General features: G+C 69.9%; 15 protein-coding genes and 2 tRNA genes. 12 read left to right on the forward strand and 5 right to left on the reverse strand.

Annotated features, from left to right (window positions below):
• Positions 1 to 137 precede the first annotated feature (137 nt).
• The 9 genes from gnd to GUY61_RS02405 all read left to right on the forward strand — a co-directional run bounded on the left by gnd (position 138) and on the right by GUY61_RS02405 (position 10317).
• Complete coding sequence (gene gnd / locus GUY61_RS02365; RefSeq protein WP_166628344.1) at positions 138 to 1013, forward strand: phosphogluconate dehydrogenase (NAD(+)-dependent, decarboxylating); 876 nt, start codon at positions 138 to 140, stop codon at positions 1011 to 1013.
• Between the two features lie 64 nt (positions 1014 to 1077).
• A complete protein-coding gene (recF, locus tag GUY61_RS02370) occupies positions 1078 to 2229 on the forward strand; it encodes a DNA replication/repair protein RecF (RefSeq protein WP_166628345.1) in 1152 nt (383 codons plus the stop codon).
• A complete protein-coding gene (locus tag GUY61_RS02375; protein WP_166628346.1) occupies positions 2226 to 2759 on the forward strand; it encodes a DUF721 domain-containing protein in 534 nt (177 codons plus the stop codon). Before recF ends, GUY61_RS02375 begins: the two co-directional genes overlap by 4 nt.
• Before the next feature lie 276 nt (positions 2760 to 3035).
• The gene (gyrB, locus tag GUY61_RS02380; protein WP_166628347.1) at positions 3036 to 5126 is read left to right on the forward strand and encodes a DNA topoisomerase (ATP-hydrolyzing) subunit B; all 2091 of its coding nucleotides are present in this window, start codon (positions 3036 to 3038) and stop codon (positions 5124 to 5126) included.
• Between the two features lie 42 nt (positions 5127 to 5168).
• A complete protein-coding gene (gene gyrA, locus GUY61_RS02385) occupies positions 5169 to 7778 on the forward strand; it encodes a DNA gyrase subunit A (protein WP_166628348.1) in 2610 nt (869 codons plus the stop codon).
• Between the two features lie 20 nt (positions 7779 to 7798).
• A complete protein-coding gene (locus tag GUY61_RS02390) occupies positions 7799 to 8401 on the forward strand; it encodes a DUF3566 domain-containing protein (RefSeq protein WP_166628349.1) in 603 nt (200 codons plus the stop codon).
• A 72-nt stretch (positions 8402 to 8473) separates the two neighbouring features.
• Positions 8474 to 8547: transfer RNA gene (locus GUY61_RS02395), tRNA-Ile, on the forward strand.
• Between the two features lie 237 nt (positions 8548 to 8784).
• Complete coding sequence (locus GUY61_RS39615; RefSeq protein ID WP_313896471.1) at positions 8785 to 8919, forward strand: DLW-39 family protein; 135 nt, start codon at positions 8785 to 8787, stop codon at positions 8917 to 8919.
• 132 nt (positions 8920 to 9051) lie between these two features.
• Positions 9052 to 10317, forward strand: a complete 1266-nt coding sequence (locus GUY61_RS02405; RefSeq protein ID WP_166628350.1) for a hypothetical protein — start codon at positions 9052 to 9054, stop codon at positions 10315 to 10317.
• Between the two features lie 83 nt (positions 10318 to 10400).
• Here the strand turns inward: GUY61_RS02405 and GUY61_RS38990 are convergent, their stop codons facing one another.
• Positions 10401 to 12611, reverse strand: a complete 2211-nt coding sequence (locus GUY61_RS38990) for a serine/threonine-protein kinase (protein WP_208105448.1) — start codon at positions 12609 to 12611, stop codon at positions 10401 to 10403.
• 27 nt (positions 12612 to 12638) lie between these two features.
• Positions 12639 to 13193 carry a DNA-binding protein gene (locus GUY61_RS02415; protein WP_166628351.1) on the reverse strand — a complete coding sequence of 185 codons (555 nt, stop codon included), beginning with the start codon at positions 13191 to 13193 and terminating at the stop codon, positions 12639 to 12641.
• 188 nt (positions 13194 to 13381) lie between these two features.
• Here GUY61_RS02415 and GUY61_RS02420 point away from each other — a divergent pair.
• Positions 13382 to 13454 (forward strand) — tRNA-Ala (locus tag GUY61_RS02420).
• A 113-nt stretch (positions 13455 to 13567) separates the two neighbouring features.
• On the opposite strand, the gene GUY61_RS02425 is transcribed toward GUY61_RS02420, so the two are convergent.
• Complete coding sequence (locus GUY61_RS02425; protein ID WP_166628352.1) at positions 13568 to 14293, reverse strand: DUF5324 family protein; 726 nt, start codon at positions 14291 to 14293, stop codon at positions 13568 to 13570.
• A gap of 278 nt (positions 14294 to 14571) precedes the next feature.
• Here GUY61_RS02425 and GUY61_RS02430 point away from each other — a divergent pair, with 278 nt between their 5' ends.
• Positions 14572 to 15102, forward strand: a complete 531-nt coding sequence (locus tag GUY61_RS02430; protein WP_166628353.1) for a peptidylprolyl isomerase — start codon at positions 14572 to 14574, stop codon at positions 15100 to 15102.
• Positions 15103 to 15191: 89 nt separating this feature from the next.
• Entirely contained in the window at positions 15192 to 16103 is a 912-nt protein-coding gene (locus GUY61_RS02435; RefSeq protein ID WP_166628354.1) for a rhomboid family intramembrane serine protease, read from the forward strand.
• Positions 16104 to 16274: 171 nt separating this feature from the next.
• Here GUY61_RS02435 and GUY61_RS02440 read toward each other — a convergent pair whose 3' ends face one another.
• Positions 16275 to 16721, reverse strand: coding sequence for a hypothetical protein (locus GUY61_RS02440; RefSeq protein ID WP_166628355.1), 447 nt, complete (start codon positions 16719 to 16721; stop codon positions 16275 to 16277).
• A gap of 501 nt (positions 16722 to 17222) precedes the next feature.
• Positions 17223 to 18959 carry an LCP family protein gene (locus GUY61_RS02445; RefSeq protein ID WP_166628356.1) on the reverse strand — a complete coding sequence of 579 codons (1737 nt, stop codon included), beginning with the start codon at positions 18957 to 18959 and terminating at the stop codon, positions 17223 to 17225.
• Positions 18960 to 19321 lie beyond the last annotated feature (362 nt).

Raw genomic sequence — 19321 nt, forward strand, 5'->3', positions numbered from 1 at the left:
GAGTGTGCCGGTTCGGCAGCCGGGCCGGGCGTCCGCAGCCGTACGTCTGAGCGCCTGACCCCACAGGTGTGTACCGGGGGTCCGGCGTAGGCTCGGACGCAGGTACACACCACCACGACGTCGTTAAGGAAGCACTGATGGAGCTCGGTCTCGTCGGCCTCGGAAAGATGGGCGGCAACATGCGCGAGCGGATACGCCGCGCCGGCCACACCGTCGTCGGGTACGACCGCAACCCCGATCTCGCGGATGTCCACAGCCTGCAGGAGCTTGTGGAGAAGCTGAAGGGCCCGAGGATCGTCTGGGTGATGGTGCCGGCCGGCGCCGCCACCCAGTCCACGGTCGACGAGCTCGGGGACCTGCTCGAGCCGGGCGACGTGGTGGTGGACGGCGGCAACTCCCGCTGGACGGACGACGAGAAGCACGCCGCCGAACTCGGCCTCAAGGGCATCGGCTTCGTGGACTGCGGGGTCTCCGGCGGCGTCTGGGGCCTGGAGAACGGCTACGCCCTGATGGCCGGAGGCGACGCCGCGAACATCGCCAAGGTGCAGCCCGTCTTCGACGCGCTCAAGCCCGCGGGCGGCGCGGGATTCGTGCACGCCGGCAAGGTCGGCGCGGGCCACTTCGCCAAGATGGTCCACAACGGCATCGAGTACGCCATGATGCAGGCCTATGCCGAGGGCTGGGAACTGCTGGAGGCCGTGGACTCGGTCACCGATGTCCGCGAGGTGTTCCGGTCCTGGCAGGAGGGCACGGTCATCCGCTCCTGGCTGCTGGACCTCGCCGTGAACGCCCTGGACGAGGACGAGCACCTGGAGCGCCTCAAGGGCTATGCCGCGGACTCGGGCGAGGGCCGCTGGACGGTGGAGGCCGCGATCGACAACGCGGTGCCGCTGCCGGCGATCACCGCGTCGCTGTTCGCGCGTTTCGCCTCGCGCCAGGAGGATTCCCCGCAGATGAAGATGATCGCCGCCCTGCGCAACCAGTTCGGCGGCCACGCGGTCGAATCCAAGTAGTCCCTGCGGGGGCCCGGGGCACGCCCCGGGTGAACACAGTCGCCGGGGGAGGTCGGCGCGCATCATGCACGTAACGCATCTGTCGCTGGCCGACTTCCGCTCGTACGCCCGGGTCGAAGTCCCGCTCGATCCGGGCGTCACCGCCTTCGTGGGCCCGAACGGGCAGGGCAAGACGAACCTCGTCGAGGCCGTGGGCTATCTCGCCACACTCGGCAGCCACCGGGTGGCCTCCGACGCCCCCCTGGTGAGGATGGGCGCGGAGCGCGCCGTGATCCGGGCCGCCGTCCGGCAGGGCGAGCGTGCGCAGCTGATCGAGCTGGAGCTCAATCCGGGACGCGCCAACCGGGCCCGCATCAACAGGTCCTCGCAGGTGAAGCCGCGGGACGTGCTGGGGATCGTACGGACCGTACTGTTCGCCCCCGAGGACCTGGCCCTGGTCAAGGGCGATCCCGGCGAGCGCCGGCGCTTCCTCGACGAACTGATCACGGCGCGCGCGCCGCGCATGGCGGGGGTGCGTTCCGACTACGAGCGGGTCCTGAAGCAGCGCAACACCCTGCTGAAGTCGGCGGCGATGGCGCGCCGGCACGGCGGCCGCGCGGGCGCGGCCCCCGGGACGAGGTCCTCGGGGGCCGACCTGTCGACGCTCGACGTCTGGGACCAGCACCTGGCCCGGGCGGGCGCGGAACTGCTGGCGCAGCGCCTGGACCTGACCGCGGCGCTGCAGCCGCTCGCGGACAAGGCCTACGAGCAGCTGGCACCCGGCGGCGGCCCGGTGACGCTGGAGTACCGGAGCTCCGCGGAGGGCACCGGGCACTCCCGCGAGGAGCTGTACGAGCAGCTCATGGCGGCGCTCACCGAGGCACGGAAGCAGGAGATCGAGCGCGGAGTGACCCTGGTGGGCCCGCATCGCGACGATCTGCTGCTCAGGCTGGGCCAGCTGCCCGCCAAGGGGTACGCCAGCCACGGCGAGTCCTGGTCCTACGCGCTGGCGCTGCGGCTGGCGTCGTACGACCTGCTGCGGGCCGAGGGCAACGAGCCCGTGCTGGTGCTGGACGACGTCTTCGCCGAGCTGGACGCCCGGCGCCGGGAGCGGCTGGCCGAGCTGGTGGCGCCCGCCGAACAGGTGCTGGTGACGGCGGCCGTGGACGACGACGTGCCGGAGGTGCTGGCCGGCACGCGGTTCTCGGTGTCCGGCGGCGAGGTGACCCGGGCATGAGCGAGGAGTCCGCGCGCCGGAAGGTCCCGGAGCTGTCCGGGGTGGACCTGGCACGGCAGGCACTGGCGGCCGCGAAGGAGCAGGCGAAGGCGCGAGGGGCCGCAACGGCGCAGAAGAAGCAGGCACGGCGCGGTGGCGGACTGCGCTCGGGCGCGCGTGCGGACGGCCGCGACCCGCTGCCGCTGGGCGCGGCGATCAGCCGGCTGATCACCGAGCGCGGCTGGGAGACGCCCGCGGCGGTGGGCGGCGTGATGGGCCGCTGGCCGCAGCTGGTGGGCCCGGAGGTGGCGCAGCACTGCGCGCCGCAGCGCTACGACGAGGGTGAGCGGGTCCTGACCGTCCAGTGCGACTCGACGGCCTGGGCGACGCAGCTGCGTCTGCTGGCCCCGCAGTTGGTCGCGCGGCTGAACGCGGACCTCGGGCAGGGCGCGGTGCGGCTGATCAAGGTGCTGGGTCCCGGCGGCCCGCAGCAGCGTTTCGGCCCGCTTCGGGCACCGGGGAGCTCGGGCCCCGGGGACACGTACGGCTGACGTGACCGCTGGGTCCCCGGGGGCGTCCCTCAGGGTAGTGAGGGGTTGACAGCGCGAAGCGCTGGATGCCCGTGTGAGCCTCTTGGAGCCCCTTCCCGGATATGGGGAGTCGGGCGGAGGAGGTTCAGGGCGGCACATGCGTACTCAGGTACCGGCAAACCCCCATTCATGTCCGCGCTACCGGTAGACTGGGGGCCAATCCCGTCAACATGCGGGAGTCAGTCGATTACAGCTGAACGACGCAGCCGTTCCCCCGCCTGGGCGGGGGCTCGGTGTGTGCTGTGCCAGAAAGGGCGCTTCGTGGCCGATTCCGGCAACCCCAACGAGAACATTCCGTCCACTGCAGGCGAGAACGTCGAGATCACAGAGGCTGTCGAGGTTTCCTCGGAGTCCTCCTCGTCGTACGACGCCAGCGCGATCACGGTCCTCGAGGGCCTGGACGCCGTCCGCAAGCGACCCGGTATGTACATCGGCTCGACCGGTGAGCGTGGTCTTCATCACCTGGTGTACGAGGTCGTCGACAACTCCGTCGACGAGGCCCTGGCGGGTCACGCCGACCGGATCGAGGCGACGATCCTCGCCGACGGCGGCGTACGCGTCGTCGACAACGGCCGCGGCATCCCCGTGGACATGCACCCGGTGGAGAAGAAGCCGGCCGTCGAGGTCGTGCTGACCGTGCTGCACGCGGGCGGCAAGTTCGGCGGAGGCGGCTACGCCGTCTCCGGCGGTCTGCACGGCGTCGGTGTGTCCGTGGTCAACGCGCTGTCGACGAAGGTCTCCGTGGAGATCTTCCGTGACGGCTTCCGGTGGACCCAGGACTACAAGATGGGCGTGCCCACGGCCCCGCTCGCCAAGCACGAGCGGGTGGACACCACGGGCACCACGGTCACCTTCTGGGCCGACCCGGACATCTTCGAGACCACCGAGTACTCCTTCGAGACGCTGTCCCGGCGTTTTCAGGAGATGGCCTTCCTGAACAAGGGCCTGACCCTGACCCTGACGGACGAGCGGGAGTCGGCGAAGGCCGTCACCGGCGCGGACGAGGCGGGTGCCGACGAGAAGGACGAGGTCAAGTCCGTCACATACCACTACGAGGGCGGCATCGTCGACTTCGTGAAGTACCTCAACTCCCGCAAGGGTGAACTCGTCCACCCCTCGGTCATCGACATCGAGGCCGAGGACAAGGAGCGGATGCTCTCGGTCGAGATCGCGATGCAGTGGAACTCCCAGTACACCGAGGGTGTCTACTCCTTCGCGAACACCATCCACACGCATGAGGGCGGTACGCACGAGGAGGGTTTCAGGGCCGCGCTCACGGGCCTGGTCAACCGGTACGCGCGCGAGAAGAAGCTGCTGCGCGAGAAGGACGACAACCTCACCGGTGAGGACATCCGCGAGGGTCTGACGGCGATCATCTCCGTCAAGCTGGGCGAGCCCCAGTTCGAGGGCCAGACGAAGACGAAGCTGGGCAACACCGAGGCCAAGACCTTCGTCCAGAAGATCGTCCATGAGCACCTCAACGACTGGTTCGACCGGAACCCCAACGAGGCCGCGGACATCATCCGCAAGTCGATCCAGGCGGCCACGGCGCGCGTGGCGGCACGCAAGGCGCGGGACCTGACGAGGCGCAAGGGGCTGCTGGAGAGCGCCTCGCTGCCGGGCAAGCTGAGCGACTGCCAGTCCAACGACCCGACGAAGTGCGAGATCTTCATCGTCGAGGGCGACTCCGCCGGCGGCAGTGCCAAGTCGGGCCGCAACCCGATGTACCAGGCGATCCTGCCCATCCGCGGAAAGATCCTGAACGTCGAGAAGGCGCGTATCGACAAGATCCTCCAGAACACCGAGATCCAGGCGCTGATCTCCGCGTTCGGCACGGGTGTGCACGAGGACTTCGACATCGAGAAGCTGCGGTATCACAAGATCATCCTGATGGCGGACGCCGATGTCGACGGCCAGCACATCAACACGCTGCTGCTGACCTTCCTGTTCCGCTTCATGCGCCCGCTCGTCGAGGCCGGGCACGTCTTCCTGTCCCGCCCCCCGCTCTACAAGATCAAGTGGGGCCGCGACGACTTCGAGTACGCGTACTCCGACCGCGAACGCGACGCGCTGATCGAGCTCGGCCGCCAGGCGGGCAAGCGGATCAGGGAGGACTCGATCCAGCGCTTCAAGGGTCTCGGCGAGATGAACGCCGAGGAACTGCGGATCACGACGATGGACCAGGAGCACCGGGTGCTCGGCCAGGTGACCCTGGACGACGCGGCCCAGGCGGACGACCTGTTCTCCGTGCTGATGGGCGAGGACGTGGAGGCGCGGCGCTCCTTCATCCAGCGCAACGCCAAGGACGTCCGCTTCCTCGATATCTGAGTCGGTCTGTCGCCCCCCGCTTCGAAAGGATTTTGATCAGCAATGGCCGACGAGCAGACCCCTGCCGCCACTGCGGACCAGCCGGAGGGCTGGACCATGCGTATCGAGCCGGTCGGGCTCGAGACGGAGATGCAGCGTTCGTACCTCGACTACGCGATGTCCGTCATCGTCTCGCGTGCGCTGCCGGACGTCCGTGACGGTCTCAAGCCCGTGCACCGCCGTGTGCTCTACGCGATGTACGACGGCGGGTACCGGCCCGAGAAGGGCTTCTACAAGTGCGCCCGCGTCGTCGGCGACGTCATGGGCAACTACCACCCGCACGGCGACTCCTCGATCTACGACGCCCTGGTGCGGCTCGCCCAGCCGTGGTCGATGCGGATGCCGCTGGTGGACTCCAACGGCAACTTCGGTTCTCCCGGCAACGACCCGGCGGCCGCCATGCGGTACACCGAGTGCAAGATGATGCCGCTGTCCATGGAGATGGTCCGCGACATCGACGAGGAGACCGTCGACTTCACGGACAACTACGACGGCCGCTCCCAGGAGCCGACCGTCCTGCCGGCCCGCTTCCCGAACCTGCTGATCAACGGCTCGGCCGGTATCGCGGTCGGCATGGCCACCAACATCCCGCCGCACAACCTGCGGGAGGTCGCCGACGGCGCCCAGTGGTACCTCGAGCACCCGGACGCCTCGCACGAGGAACTGCTCGACGCCCTCATCGAGCGCATCAAGGGCCCGGACTTCCCGACCGGCGCCCTCGTGGTCGGCCGCAGTGGCATCGAGGAGGCGTACCGCACCGGCCGCGGTTCGATCACGATGCGCGCCGTGGTCGAGGTCGAGGAGATCCAGAACCGCCAGTGCCTGGTGGTCACGGAGCTTCCGTACCAAGTGAATCCGGACAACCTCGCGCAGAAGATCGCCGATCTGGTGAAGGACGGGAAGATCGGCGGCATCGCCGACGTCCGCGACGAGACCTCGTCCCGCACGGGCCAGCGTCTGGTCATCGTCCTCAAGCGGGACGCGGTCGCCAAGGTCGTCCTGAACAACCTCTACAAGCACACCGACCTGCAGACGAACTTCGGCGCCAACATGCTGGCGCTGGTCGACGGCGTGCCGCGCACGCTCTCCCTGGACGCGTTCATCCGGCACTGGGTGGGCCACCAGGTCGAGGTCATCGTCCGGCGTACGAAGTTCCGGCTGCGCAAGGCCGAGGAGCGGGCGCACATCCTGCGTGGCCTGCTGAAGGCGCTCGACGCGATCGACGAGGTCATCGCGCTGATCCGGCGCAGCGACACGGTCGACGTCGCGCGTGAGGGCCTGATGGGCCTGCTGGAGATCGACGAGATCCAGGCCAACGCGATCCTCGAGATGCAGCTGCGGCGACTGGCCGCCCTGGAACGGCAGAAGATCGTCGCCGAGCACGACGAGCTCCAGGCGAAGATCAACGAGTACAACGCGATCCTCGCCTCGCCCGAGCGGCAGCGGCAGATCATCAGCGAGGAACTGGGCGCGATCGTCGAGAAGTTCGGCGACGACCGGCGCTCCAAGCTGATCCCCTTCGACGGTGACATGTCCATCGAGGACCTGATCGCCGAGGAGGACATCGTCGTCACGATCACGCGCGGCGGCTATGTGAAGCGCACCAAGACCGACGACTACCGCTCGCAGAAGCGCGGCGGCAAGGGCGTACGGGGCACGAAGCTGAAGGAAGACGACATCGTCGACCACTTCTTCGTCTCGACGACCCACCACTGGCTGCTGTTCTTCACCAACAAGGGCCGGGTCTACCGCGCCAAGGCGTACGAACTCCCGGACGCCGGCCGGGACGCGCGCGGCCAGCACGTGGCGAACCTGCTGGCCTTCCAGCCCGACGAGCAGATCGCCGAGATCCTCGCGGTCCGCGACTACGAGGCCGCGCCCTACCTGGTGCTCGCCACCAAGGGCGGCCTGGTGAAGAAGACCCCGCTCAAGGACTACGACTCCCCGCGCTCCGGCGGTGTCATCGCGATCAACCTGCGTGAGACCGACGACGGCGCCGAAGGCACCGCCGACGAGCTGATCGGAGCCGAGCTGGTCTCGGCCGAGGACGACCTGCTCCTCATCAGCAAGAAGGCGCAGTCGATCCGCTTCACCGCCACGGACGAGGCGCTCCGGCCGATGGGCCGTGCCACATCCGGCGTGAAGGGGATGAGTTTCCGCGATGGCGACGAACTGCTCTCGATGAATGTCGTTCGGCCCGGTACTTTCGTCTTCACCGCCACCGATGGCGGGTACGCGAAGCGGACCGCCGTCGACGAGTACCGCGTCCAGGGCCGCGGTGGCCTCGGTATCAAGGCCGCCAAGATCGTGGAGGACCGTGGTTCGCTCGTCGGAGCGCTGGTGGTCGAGGAGAGCGACGAGATCCTCGCCATCACGCTCGGGGGCGGCGTGATCCGGACACGGGTCAACGAGGTCAGGGAGACGGGCCGTGACACCATGGGCGTTCAACTGATCAACCTGGGCAAGCGCGATGCCGTCGTCGGCATCGCCCGTAACGCCGAGGCCGGCCGTGAGGCTGAGGAGGTCGACGTCGACATCGACGAGGCCGAGTCCACAGCCGAGACGGCAGACGGTCCTGGCACGGCCGAGGGCGCCGCGCCCGAGGCCGAGTGACGCGAGGAGTCGAAACGATCGTGACTGGAGCCACGGGCGCCGGTGTCGGCGCCACTGGGACGGACGGCGGCCGTGGCCCCGCCACCGGCACCCAGGGGGGTGGCGGGGCTGCCCCGGGCGGACCGCAGCAGGCGGCGGCCCAGCCGTACCGCCCCCCGCAGGCCTATGCAGCGCCCCAGGCCCAGGCCCGGGACACGGAGACCATGGCGATGCGGGCCGTCCGCACCGGCGCCGGCGCGCGCACGACACCCCGTACGCGCAAGGCGAGGCTGCGGGTCGCCAAGGCGGACCCGTGGTCGGTGATGAAGGTCAGCTTCCTGCTCTCCATCGCTCTGGGGATCTGCACGATCATCGCGGCCGCCGTGCTGTGGATGGTCATGGACGCCATGGGCGTGTTCTCCACGGTCGGCGGCACGATCAGCGAGGCGACCGGTTCCAACGACAGCAACGGCTTCGATCTGCAGTCGTTCCTGTCGCTGCCGCGTGTGCTGCTCTTCACGTCGATCATCGCGGTGATCGACGTGGTGCTGGCCACGGCCCTGGCGACCCTCGGAGCCTTCATCTACAACCTCTCCGCGGGGTTCGTGGGCGGCGTCGAGCTGACCCTGGCCGAGGACGAGTAGCGGCCGGGGAGAGGGGCCCGGGAACCGATTTTGGTACTGCCCCCGAGGTGCGCTAATCTTCAGGGGCAGCGCGGGGCTATAGCTCAGACGGTTAGAGCGCTTCCCTGATAAGGAAGAGGCCACAGGTTCAAGTCCTGTTAGCCCCACAGAGATGCACGGCAGGGCGGGTGACTTCTTGGAAGTCACCCGCCCTGCCGCATGTGGTGGCGGCCGGGCGGGCCGGCCGTTCGCGGGCGCCGGCCGGGGAACCGCAGCGTGACGCGTTGTGCGTGCACGCCGGGGAGTTGAGGTCGGCGCAGGTCACCGATTGGTATCGGCCGGTGTGTATAGTCGGGCGCCAGAAGTCCTCCTACGTCTATGTCAAGGAAAGACGAGGTCGCGCGGTGAAGAAGCTTCTCCTGGTCGCACTGGCCGCCATCGGCGGGTTCCTCGTGTACCGCCAGATCCAGGCGGACCGCGCCGAACAGGATCTGTGGACGGAGGCGACCGACTCCGTGCCCGCAGGTTCGGGCGTGTGAGACCGACAGTCTGATCGCTCAGGTTGCCGAGCCCCGGTCGCCGTACGAGGTACGCGCCCGGGGCTCCGTGCTGTATTCACTTCTGCAATTCATTTGCTTGCGTAAGCAAAGTCTGGTGAGGGGTGGCACGTGGTGAGGGTGGGGCGCGGCACGGTGGTGGCCCTGACGGCGGTACTGGCCCAGCTCGCGGGACAGGGCGGCGCCGGAGCGGCCGGGGAGCCCGAGCCGTACCGCTTCGCCTCGGGCGCCACCGTCCTCCAGGGGGCCACGGGCACCACCGACGCTCCCCGGCTCACCGCGGACGGCACCTACCGCAGTTCCATCGAGCCGGGCGGCAGGCGCTACTACCGGGTCACCCTGGACGATGCGTCGGACGCCTACGTCTCCGCGGTCGTCGTCCCGGGCAGCACCACCCCCATCGGCTTCCGGGACGGCATATCCCTGTCCCTGCAGAACGAGCAGGGCGTGTCCTGCGGCAAGGAGAACGCCGACTTCGGCGCCGCCGCCTACCCACGCCCGCTCGCGGCGGCCGCCGAACGGACCATCAAGGAAACCGGCAACTGCCGGGAGGCCGGCTCCTACTTCGTCGTCCTCGAGCGCCGTACCGGCACCGGCACGGCCACCGGCTCACAGCCGTGGGAGGTGGAACTGCAGCACGTGGTCGAACCCCCCGTGCGGGACGCGACCAGCGGGCCGGCCGTGAACTGGCAGTCGGCCTCCCCGACGCCCCCGCAGGAGGACGAGCCGCGGCCGCGCCCGGGGGGCGCCGGCTTCAACGACGCGGGGACGCTGGACAGCGGTGTCTGGCGCGACACCCTCACACCCGGACGGACGCGCTTCTACCGGGTGCCCGTCGGCTGGGGGCAGCAGATCTTCGTGCAGGCGGAACTCGGCGGTCCCCCGGCGGCCGTGCGCGGACGCGTCTCCAACGCCCTTGCCTTACGGCTCTACAACCCGGTCCGTGACGGGCTGGACTCGGTCATCGCGCCCTACGGCGGCGAGCCGAGGACCGCCGCCCTGGACCCGCTCCCGCCCGTCCGGTACGGGAACCGCTACGGCGTGGGGGACGAGATGACCGGGATGCGGTTCGCCGGCTGGTACTACCTCGCCGTGACGCTCAGTCCGGAAGTCGGGGAGAAGTTCGGAGACGGTGAGATCGGGCTGACGCTGCGGGTCGACGTGGAGGGGGACGCGGAGGAGGGCCCCGCCTACGAGGGGGAGGCGGACCTCTTCCGGCTGCCGGCGGTCGGCGGGAACGACGGGCGGAGCGGCGACGGCGGCACGGACGGGGCGATGAGGGTTCTCGCGGCGGCAGGCATCGGAACGGGCACGCTGCTCGTCCTGTGGCTCGCTCTGTGGAGGGCGCTCGCCCGGCGGCGGTCGTCGCACGCCGGCTGACGACGGCTGGCAACGTCGTACGGCGGCGTACGGCGGCGAACGGCGGCGAACGGGGCGTGGACCGGATGCCCGCCCGGCTCTGGTCAGAGCAACTGGGCCAGGGCCCAGATGCCGACCGCGAAGCAGAGCGCCGCGAGGAGCAGGACCGGGACCGCCACCCGCGGGGGCGGTCCCGGGCGCCGCCGCGGTACGGGGACCTGCGCGGTGTACGGGACCGGCAGTGCATGGAGCGGAACCGGCGGGCTCCCGGCCGTGTACGGACGCGTGGGAGGGCCTTCCCGGGACACGCCGGCCGTCGCCGCCGAGACATCGGGCGGGGGAACCGGAAACCCCGGTGTCCGCGGGGAGGGCGCGGCATGTGCCGGAGGAACCGACTGCTCGGCATGCTGCTCGGCCCGCTGTCCGGGGTACTGGAAGGGGGACTGCGGCGCGTCTGGGCTGAAATGCGCTCCGGCGCCGTGGGGCGTCACGAGGCTCTGCGGCCCGGGCGCCGGCCGGTCCCCCGCCGGGAGGGGAGGCGGGGGCAGATGGAAGCTTCCGGTGTCGGACATGGAGGGCTTTGCGGCAGCCGGGGAGGCGGGCGGCGCGGCGTGCCGCGGACCGGGAGCCTGCGGACCGTCCCGGCCCATGTCCGGCGGACTTCCGGGAGCCGGGGAGGGGGTCCACGGGCCGATGCCGGTCCACTGCCCGGCGCCGCCCGCGGGTGTCGCGTCGGCCGCCGGGGTCCACGCCGTGCCGTCCTGCGGAGTGCCGTCCTGTGCGCTGCTGCCGTCTTGTGCCCCGCCGTCTTGTGCCCCGCCGTCCTGCGGTGCCACGAGACTTCCCGGGGACGGCCCCCAGTGCCGACCCGCCACGGCCGCGCCAGGCAGGTCCGGGGAGGTTCCGAGGATTTGGGGCCCGGCCGGGCCTTTGGCGCCGGTCCGGCTCTCCGGTCCGCCGGGCTGTGGCACCGCGCCCCGACCGCCGAGGTCCGCCGCGGGCGAGAATCCCTGGGCCGGACCGGCCGGGGCGGACCCGGGGAACTGCCCCTTGCCGCCCGGTGCGGCCCGGTCCCCGCCAAGCGCCCGGGCGTCCGTGGAGTCCGGAGCGGAGAGGCCCGGGCGCTGTGCCGAAGGGCCGGGCGCGGCTCCCGTCCCGTCCGGGAAGCCGACGGCAGCGCTCCCCTGCCCGGTGCCGTGCCAGGAGGTCGCGGAGGCCGGCTCCCCCGCGCTCTGTCCGGTACTCACTGGTGTGGCGAAGGAGCCGCCGGTGACCCCGCCGGTGACCCCGTCGGCGCTCGGGCCCGGTGTGCCCGGTGTGCCCGGCGCCCGGCGGGGTGGGTGCGCCGGAGTGCCGGTGACGTGCGTGAGTCCGGGGGCCGAGGGATCGGCCGCGGGCGGACCGACGGCGGGAGGAACGGACGGACGGGGGGGCTTCACGGGTCCGTTCGCCGTGAAACCCATGGGCAGCGGCCCGAGTTGGTCGAACACCTCGACCAACTCGTCGTCGGGGCCCGGCTCGGGGAGGAGCTCGGCCGCGGCGGTCAGGGCCTTGCGCGCGCCCGTTGCGGTGCGGAAGCGAGCCTCGGGGTCGGGCTGGAGGAGGGTGGCCAGAACTTGCCAGAGGGGCTCAGGAATGCCCTGCGGGGCGCCCGGAGTGCCGTGCTCGGCGAAGTGCCCGACCAGGGCCTTGGTGTCCGGCTTGGCACCCTGGAGCAGATAGACGGCCACCAGGCCGACGGCGAAGAGGTCCGCAGGGAAGTCCGGCTCGGCGCCCATCATCTGTTCCGGCGCGAAGTAACCGGGCGTACCCACCACATAGTTGGCCTCGGTGAGCCGCGGCTCGCCCTTGCGCATCGCGATGCCGAAGTCGGAGAGCCGTATGTGCGGCCTTCCGGTCCCGGTGGCCTCCAGGAGGATGTTGGCCGGCTTGATGTCCCGGTGCACCACCCCCTCCGCGTGCACCGCCGCGAGGCCGGACAGCAACTGATCGGTCAGGACACACACATAGGCCGGCGGCAGCGGGCCGTAGTCGCCGATCAGGTGCGCGAGGGAACCGCCGCGCACCAGGTCCATCGTGAACAGGACCTTGTCGTCGTCGGCCGCCCAGCTGGCGGGCGCGAGGACATGAGGATGATCGATCCGCAGCGCCTGCTCGCGCACGAAGCGGAGCAGCGCGTGGGCGTCGCTCTGCTGCAGCACCTTGGCCGCCACATAGCGGCGCCGCCGGTGGTCCCAGGCGCGCCATACCGCGCCGGCCCCACCGCGGCCGATCGGGTCGACCAGTTCGTACCGTCCGGCGAAGACCTCACCCATGCGCCGCGCCCGCTCCCGTCGGATCCGTCAGCTCTGGTGCGCCTCGTAGTGTGCGACGGCCTCCGCGGTGCGCCCGGCGCCGTACACCCGGAGGAACTCTGCCAGCTCGGGATGGACCGGGGCGAGGGAGTTGGCGGCATCTATGATGTCGCCCGCGGAGGAGACGGACCGCAGCAGCGACTGGATCTCGCGCACCACCCGGCGGACGGTCGGCGCACCCGTACTGCTCGTGGTCTGACCCGTGTTGGCGGTCAGGACGGATCCCCCGGAGGACTTCTTGATCTCCTCCATCCGCGCGCTCGCCTCGGCGGCGCTGACGCTGCCGTCGGCGACCTGGCTCGACAGTTCCTGGAGGGCCTGCACACGCTGCACCACCGCGGGGTTGCCGATCTTGGCGCGCTGGCCGCTCATCAGCTGTGACAGCATCGGGGCCGACAGGCCCAGTACCCCCGCGAGCCGGGCCTGGTTCAGGCCCAGATCATCGATCAGCCGGCGGAAGAGCGCCCCCAGCGGCTCTCCGTACCAGCTGCGCTGGAGCTCTCTCGCTCTCGCGGTGGCGTCCTGCTGCTGTACTGCGTCCATTGCGTCTCCCCATCGCTGTGGCTTCGCTGCTGCGAACCTGGCGAGCATCTTACGGAGCGCGATACCCCGCGGGGAGCCCAATCCTGAGGGCTGGAGGCAATCGTTTTGCGGGATCGAGGGGGTCACCCGGTACTCTGGTCCCCGGCGGTGCCCGGCCGCGGTATCCACCGGGTTTTCCTGCCGTATCCGGGGCCTTAGCTCAGTTGGTAGAGCGCTGTCTTTGCATGGCAGATGTCAGGGGTTCGACTCCCCTAGGCTCCACAGCACCGCCGAGGGGCGGGAGACCGGTGGTCTCCCGCCCCTCGGCGTTCTCACTCACTGCGTGCTCGGTGTTTCATGTGGTGGCGCCCATCGGCCGGCGGAGCCGGCCCGGGTCAGTCGCGGTCCCTGCGCTCCTTGGCCTCGTCCTCGGCCTGCTTGGCCTGGACCTCAGGGTCCAGTTCCGACTGGCCGCTGCCGTCCACGGAGGTCAGCGGGGAGCGGTCGGCCACCTCCGTCGCGGCCGGCGGCTCCACCAGCCAGTCGGGGTTGGCCTGCTTGTCCCACCATTTCCATACGGCGATGGCGCCGCCGGCCAGCACTCCAAGGACCGCGAGGCCCTTGAGGGCCCGGCCTGCCCTCGCCCTGCGCCTGCGCCGCCGCACCAGCCTGTCGATCTCGGCCACCGTCACCTGGCCGCGCAGTGCCGCGAGAGCGGCCGCGCTCCTGGCGACGGCCTCCTCGGCCACCGGTGCCGCCGCGGCGCGCGCGCCCTCGACGGCGTGTTCCACCCGGGGCACGGTATAGACGGCGGCCTGCCTGGCCGCCTTCCTGGTGCGCTTGGCGGCGCGGTGCGCGGCCTCGTCTACCTTCGGCGGCACATGCGCGCGCGCCTGGTCGAGCCGGGGCGCGAGGTGGGCCGCGTACTGGACACGAGCGGTGCAGCGGGCCTGGTGTGCGGCCTGCGACACCTTCGGCGCGAGCCGGACGCGCGCCTCCTGCGTGAGGTGCGCCGCCTGCTCCTTGGCCGTGCCGGCGTAGGGCGCCACCACTTCCGCGGCGTGCAGCACGCTGTCCTTCGCCGTACCGGTCGCGGCGCGCACGCTGTCGATGCGGGTCACGGGATCCTCCTCCTCGGTGGCGTTCGGTTGTCCGCCTTTCCACCCGTTTCGAAATCATGCCCGCCGGGACGCGGTACGGCATGCGCGAGCAGGCATCCGGGTCATGAACGGGCATGACCGGGCAGGAGCGGCAATGCGGTTCAAGAGGTTCAATCGGGCCCTGGCTCGACAATGCCACGGATTGCCGCGGTGTGGGCCGTACTCGACCGGCTTTCTGCCTGGGACCGCCGTACGTGCGAGGATCAGGGAGAGGCACAAAGGACTATGGAAGGTAGATCGTGGCCGAGCAGCTTTACGCCACCCTGAAGACCAACCACGGCGACATCGTGATCCGGCTCCTGCCGAACCACGCGCCCAAGACGGTCAAGAACTTCGTGGAGCTCGCCCAGGGCGAGCGCGAGTGGACCCACCCCCAGACCGGCAAGAAGTCCACGGACAGGCTGTACGACGGCACGGTCTTCCACCGGGTCATCAGCGGCTTCATGATCCAGGGCGGTGACCCGCTGGGCAACGGCACGGGCGGTCCTGGTTACCAGTTCGCGGACGAGTTCCACCCGGAGCTGTCCTTCAACAAGCCGTACCTCCTTGCCATGGCCAACGCCGGCCCGGGCACCAACGGCTCGCAGTTCTTCATCACGGTCTCGCCCACCACGTGGCTGACCCGCAAGCACACCATCTTCGGCGAGGTCGTCGACCCGGCCAGCCAGAAGGTAGTCGACGCCATCGCCGAGGTCCCCACCCGTCCGGGTGACCGGCCGGTCAACGACGTGGTCATCGAGACGGTCGTCATCGAGAAGCGCGAAGGCTGACGCTTCCCGGTTGATCCCCGCCCCACGCGGGAACAATCCGCCCCGTTCGTCCGTATGACGAACGGGGCGGACGACTTGGAGGACAGCAGATGGACCAGGCGCCCGGAAGCCCGGACACCCCTGCCGAGGCAGGGGGACTGCCCGGCTGCTACCGACACCCGGACCGTGAGACGGGCATCCGCTGCACCCGCTGCGAGCGGCCCGTCTGCCCCGACTGCATGATCAGTGCGTCCGTCGGGTTCCAGTGCCCCGAGTGCGTCAGGAGCGGCTCCGGCACCGGACACGCCCCGTCCGCCAGCACGCCGCGCACCATCGCGGGCGGCACCGTGCCCACCGGCGATCCCCAGCTGGTCACGAAGATCCTGATCGGGATCAACCTCTCCGTCTTCCTGGCCGTACTGGCCACCGGCGGCCGTCTCGCGGATGCCCTGCACCTGATCGGGCTGGCCCTCGACCCGGGGACCGGCGAGCTCGTGGGCGTCGCGGACGGCGAATGGTACAGGCTGCTGACGTCGATGTTCCTGCACCAGGCGGTCTGGCACATCGGTTTCAACATGCTCGGCCTGTGGTGGCTCGGCGGTTCGCTGGAAGCCGCGCTGGGCCGCACCCGCTTTCTCGCTCTCTATCTGCTCTCGGGCTTCGCGGGCAGCGCGCTGACCTATCTCCTCGAGGCGGGCAACCAGCCCTCGCTCGGCGCGTCGGGAGCGATCTTCGGGCTGCTCGGCGCCACCGCCGTGCTGATGCGCCGGCTCCAGCAGGACATGCGGCCGGTCATCGTTCTGCTCGCACTGAACCTGCTCTTCACCTTCGGCGGGGGCGCCTGGGGCAGCATCGCCTGGCAGGCACACGTCGGCGGTCTCGTCGCCGGAGCCGTGGTCGCGTACGGCATGGTCCACGCCCCGCGTTCACGGCGGGCGCTGGTGCAGGGCGGGGTCTGCGCCGCGGTCCTGCTGGCAAGCGTCGCCATGGTGCTCGTCCGCACGGCGCAACTGACCGGCTGACCTCCCGGAAGACCGGCTGACCTCCCGGAGGACCGGCCGACCGTACGCCGACGCGGCTCCGGTGAATCCGGGTCGCGGCGGCCGGCTGTGCCGATCGGCTCTTGCCACCTCTGTGGCGTACATGGCGAAGGCCCCTTCCGGAAAGGAAGGAGCCTTCGCCGTCAGCGGGTTTCAGCCGCAGTGGAAGTAGCCGCTCGGCGGAACGTGGTCCTGGATGATGTTGTTGCCGCTCAGGTTCCACACGTCGGTCTCGACCGCGATGCAGCGGTTCTTTCCGTAGAACTTGAAGCTCGCGTAGTAGAGGTAGTTGCCGTCGTCCCCCGGGCTGACGTAGCCGTCCTTGTCCGTCCAGGCATCCACGGCGATGCGGGACCTGACACCGTAGTACGAACCCCGCTTGACGGCCGCGACGCAGTTGTAGGTGCCGTCCCAGAACAGGTAGGTCGTGGCGTAGGTCGTGCCGTTGTAGGTGTTGTTCCAACTGTCGATCTGAGAGCCGTTGCAGCCATACGTGGCGGCACTGGCGGCGGGTGCCGTGGCGAGTGAGTAACCGGCGATTCCCGACAGCATGAGGGCCATCGAGGCGGTGCAGCGGGCGATCCTGCTCCTGAACTTCACGTTGGTCTCCTTGGGGTGCTGATCGGTCGAGCGGCGGGCGGTTCGATCAGTTGCGGCCCATGGTGTTGCCGTGCCACTCGAGTCGGCGGGAGGCCCTTGTCCTCGCGCCGGCTGCCGCCGGCTTTCCGGACGCAAATGAGGGGCCTCGCGAAGGAAGGAAGATCATCGAGAGTGATCTCATCATCGAACCCTCCCTTCGGTGGCAATGATGAGATGTACATGTCTATTAATGGGCACGGAATGTCTGATTCCGGGCGCTTGGAGCCCCCCGACTGCGCGTCGTCGCGACCTGGTGCTGATCGCGGCCACCGGGGGCGCCGGCCCGCACGTACGACGGGAGCGACCCGCCGTCCACCGGGCGAGCCGCCGACGCCCCGACCGTGGAGTTGGCGCCCGTGAAGAACAGCAACACCGGGCGGCCGGTCGGGGCGTACATGGAAAAGGCCTGTCGCCCGCCCCGTGAGGCGCGCGACAGGCCGTGAGGTCAGTCGCCCAAGTGACTCAGCCGGCGCACTTGACCTTGTCCGCTGTGGACTTCTCCACATTCGGGGTGGCTGCCGAAGAGGCGTTCAGCTTCACCCCGGCGCCCTTGAAGTCCTCGCCCAGCGTGAGTGTCATCGTCGGCAGTCCCTGCGCGTTGGTGACACTCTTGCCCGGCTTCATCGCCGATCCGCTCAGACCCATGATGGCGGCCAGCCTCCGAGCCTGGTCCGCCTGCTCGGGCGCGTACTCGAGTGTCGTCCTGGCCAGCGTGGCGTCCGAGTTGCCCGCGTTCTCGGACTTGGTCACGCCCGCCTCGAGCTGGAGCCAGTTGAGCTGTGCCTGGGCGCTGCCGCCCGGGGCGCCGCCGTTGAGGATCCGCACGCGTACCTCCGAGGCGTCGGCCTTCTCGCCCTTGAGGCGGGCGGCGACCGCCGCCTTCTCCTTCGCCTCCTTCTGCTTCACCTCGGTGAAGGAGATGTCGTTCTTGATCATCTGGAAGACCTGGGGCGCGCGCGACTCGTCGACGACGACTGTCGCCTTGACCGTCTCGGCCGGGTTGTCCTGTACAGGCACCGTGGTGAAGGTGATGTTCTTCGTCGGCACCTTCTTCAGCTCCAGCGCCACGTCCTTCAGCGTGCTGACCTTCCCGATGCCGGTGTCCACGGTCAGCGCCTCGGTGGCGGCCTCGGCCAGCGCCAGCAGCTTGCTGGGGTTGGTGAGGGTGTCGCTGGACGCCATCTTGCGTATCAGCGAACCCAGGAACTGCTGCTGCACCTTGATGCGGTCGAGGTCGCCCTGGTTGCCGAAGCTGTGCCGGGTACGGACGAAGGCGAGGGCCTGCTCGCCCTCGACCACGGACTCGCCCTCGGGCAGCTTGAGCTTCGACTGCTTGTCGTCGATGGCCCTGGTCACACAGACCTTGACCCCGTCCACTGCCGTGGTCAGGGTCTTCACCGCGTTGAAGTCGGCCATCATGAAGTGGTCCACCGGGATACCGGTGACGGACTCGACCGTGCGCATGGTGCAGCCGGGGTCCCGGCCGTCCTGGCCCAGACTCGTGTTGAAGCGCTGGTCCTGTGTCCCCGGGACGACCTTCGTGGAGCCGTCCTCCTGCTTGGTCTCGCAGTCCGGGATGTCGACGACCAGGTCGCGCGGAATGCTCATCGCGGTCGCGTTCGAACGGTCCTTGGCGACGTGCAGCAGGATGTTGGTGTCGGCGTGTCCAACGCTGCCCGCGTCGCCGTAGCCCTCGTTGCCCTCGCCGGTGCGCTTGTCCGTGCCGATGATGAGGATGTTGAAGGCCTCGTCCTTGCTGAAGCTGCTCGCGCCCGCGCTGCCGACGTCCGTCGTGTTCACGTTGCCCTCGAGGTGCTTGAGGTACAGGTACGCGGCGGCCGAGACCCCGACGAGCACGAAGGCCATGCTGCCGCCGGTCCACAGGACTATCTTCTTCGCCCGCGACTTCCCGGGCTTGGTGCGCGACCGGCGCCGGCCCGGGGGAGGTTCCTCCGAGGCGCCACGACGTCTGCGCGGCCCCGGCACATCGGTGGCGGGAACCTCGCGTTCCCGGCCCGGCGCGGGGCGCGTACGCGCTGCGGCCGTTCCGGCACGGGTGCCTGCTCTGCGGGGCCCCGGGACCGCCGACTGCGGAGCGGAATCCGGCAGTCGCAGTTCGTAGTCACCGGTGCTGGGGTTGAGTACCCACTGGTCTGCGGGATCGATGTCGTCCGCCCGCCCACGGCCTTGCGCGTCCACGGTTGCCTAGTCCTCCGTCGGGGCCACGCGGCGCCCTTCCCCCTCAAAGGCGCTCGGTCACTCGGTCCAACAGTGCGCGACCTCGGGAACGGACCTCCTGGCCGGGTGCACCGGATCGCTCACACTATCCGCCCAGTTCAGCGTCAAGCGACGCCAGTGACAAATTCCACGCCTTACAACTGGGCAATCGGCGCATTTCCTGGAGCAGATGTTGCCCTGCCCGGGGTCTGCCTTACCCCGGGGCCATCGCCCGCCTTCGGCCCGGGTTCATCGCCGTGCGACTGCTCTTCGCCGTCGCGTAGGAACGGTAAAAGAGGTCGTGGCCTTTCTTCACCCAGTTCTTACGAGGCCTTCCCGGGATT

Origin of the sequence: Streptomyces sp. GC420 (assembly GCF_009916105.1) — a bacterium.
Lineage (GTDB): Bacteria > Actinomycetota > Actinomycetes > Streptomycetales > Streptomycetaceae > Streptomyces.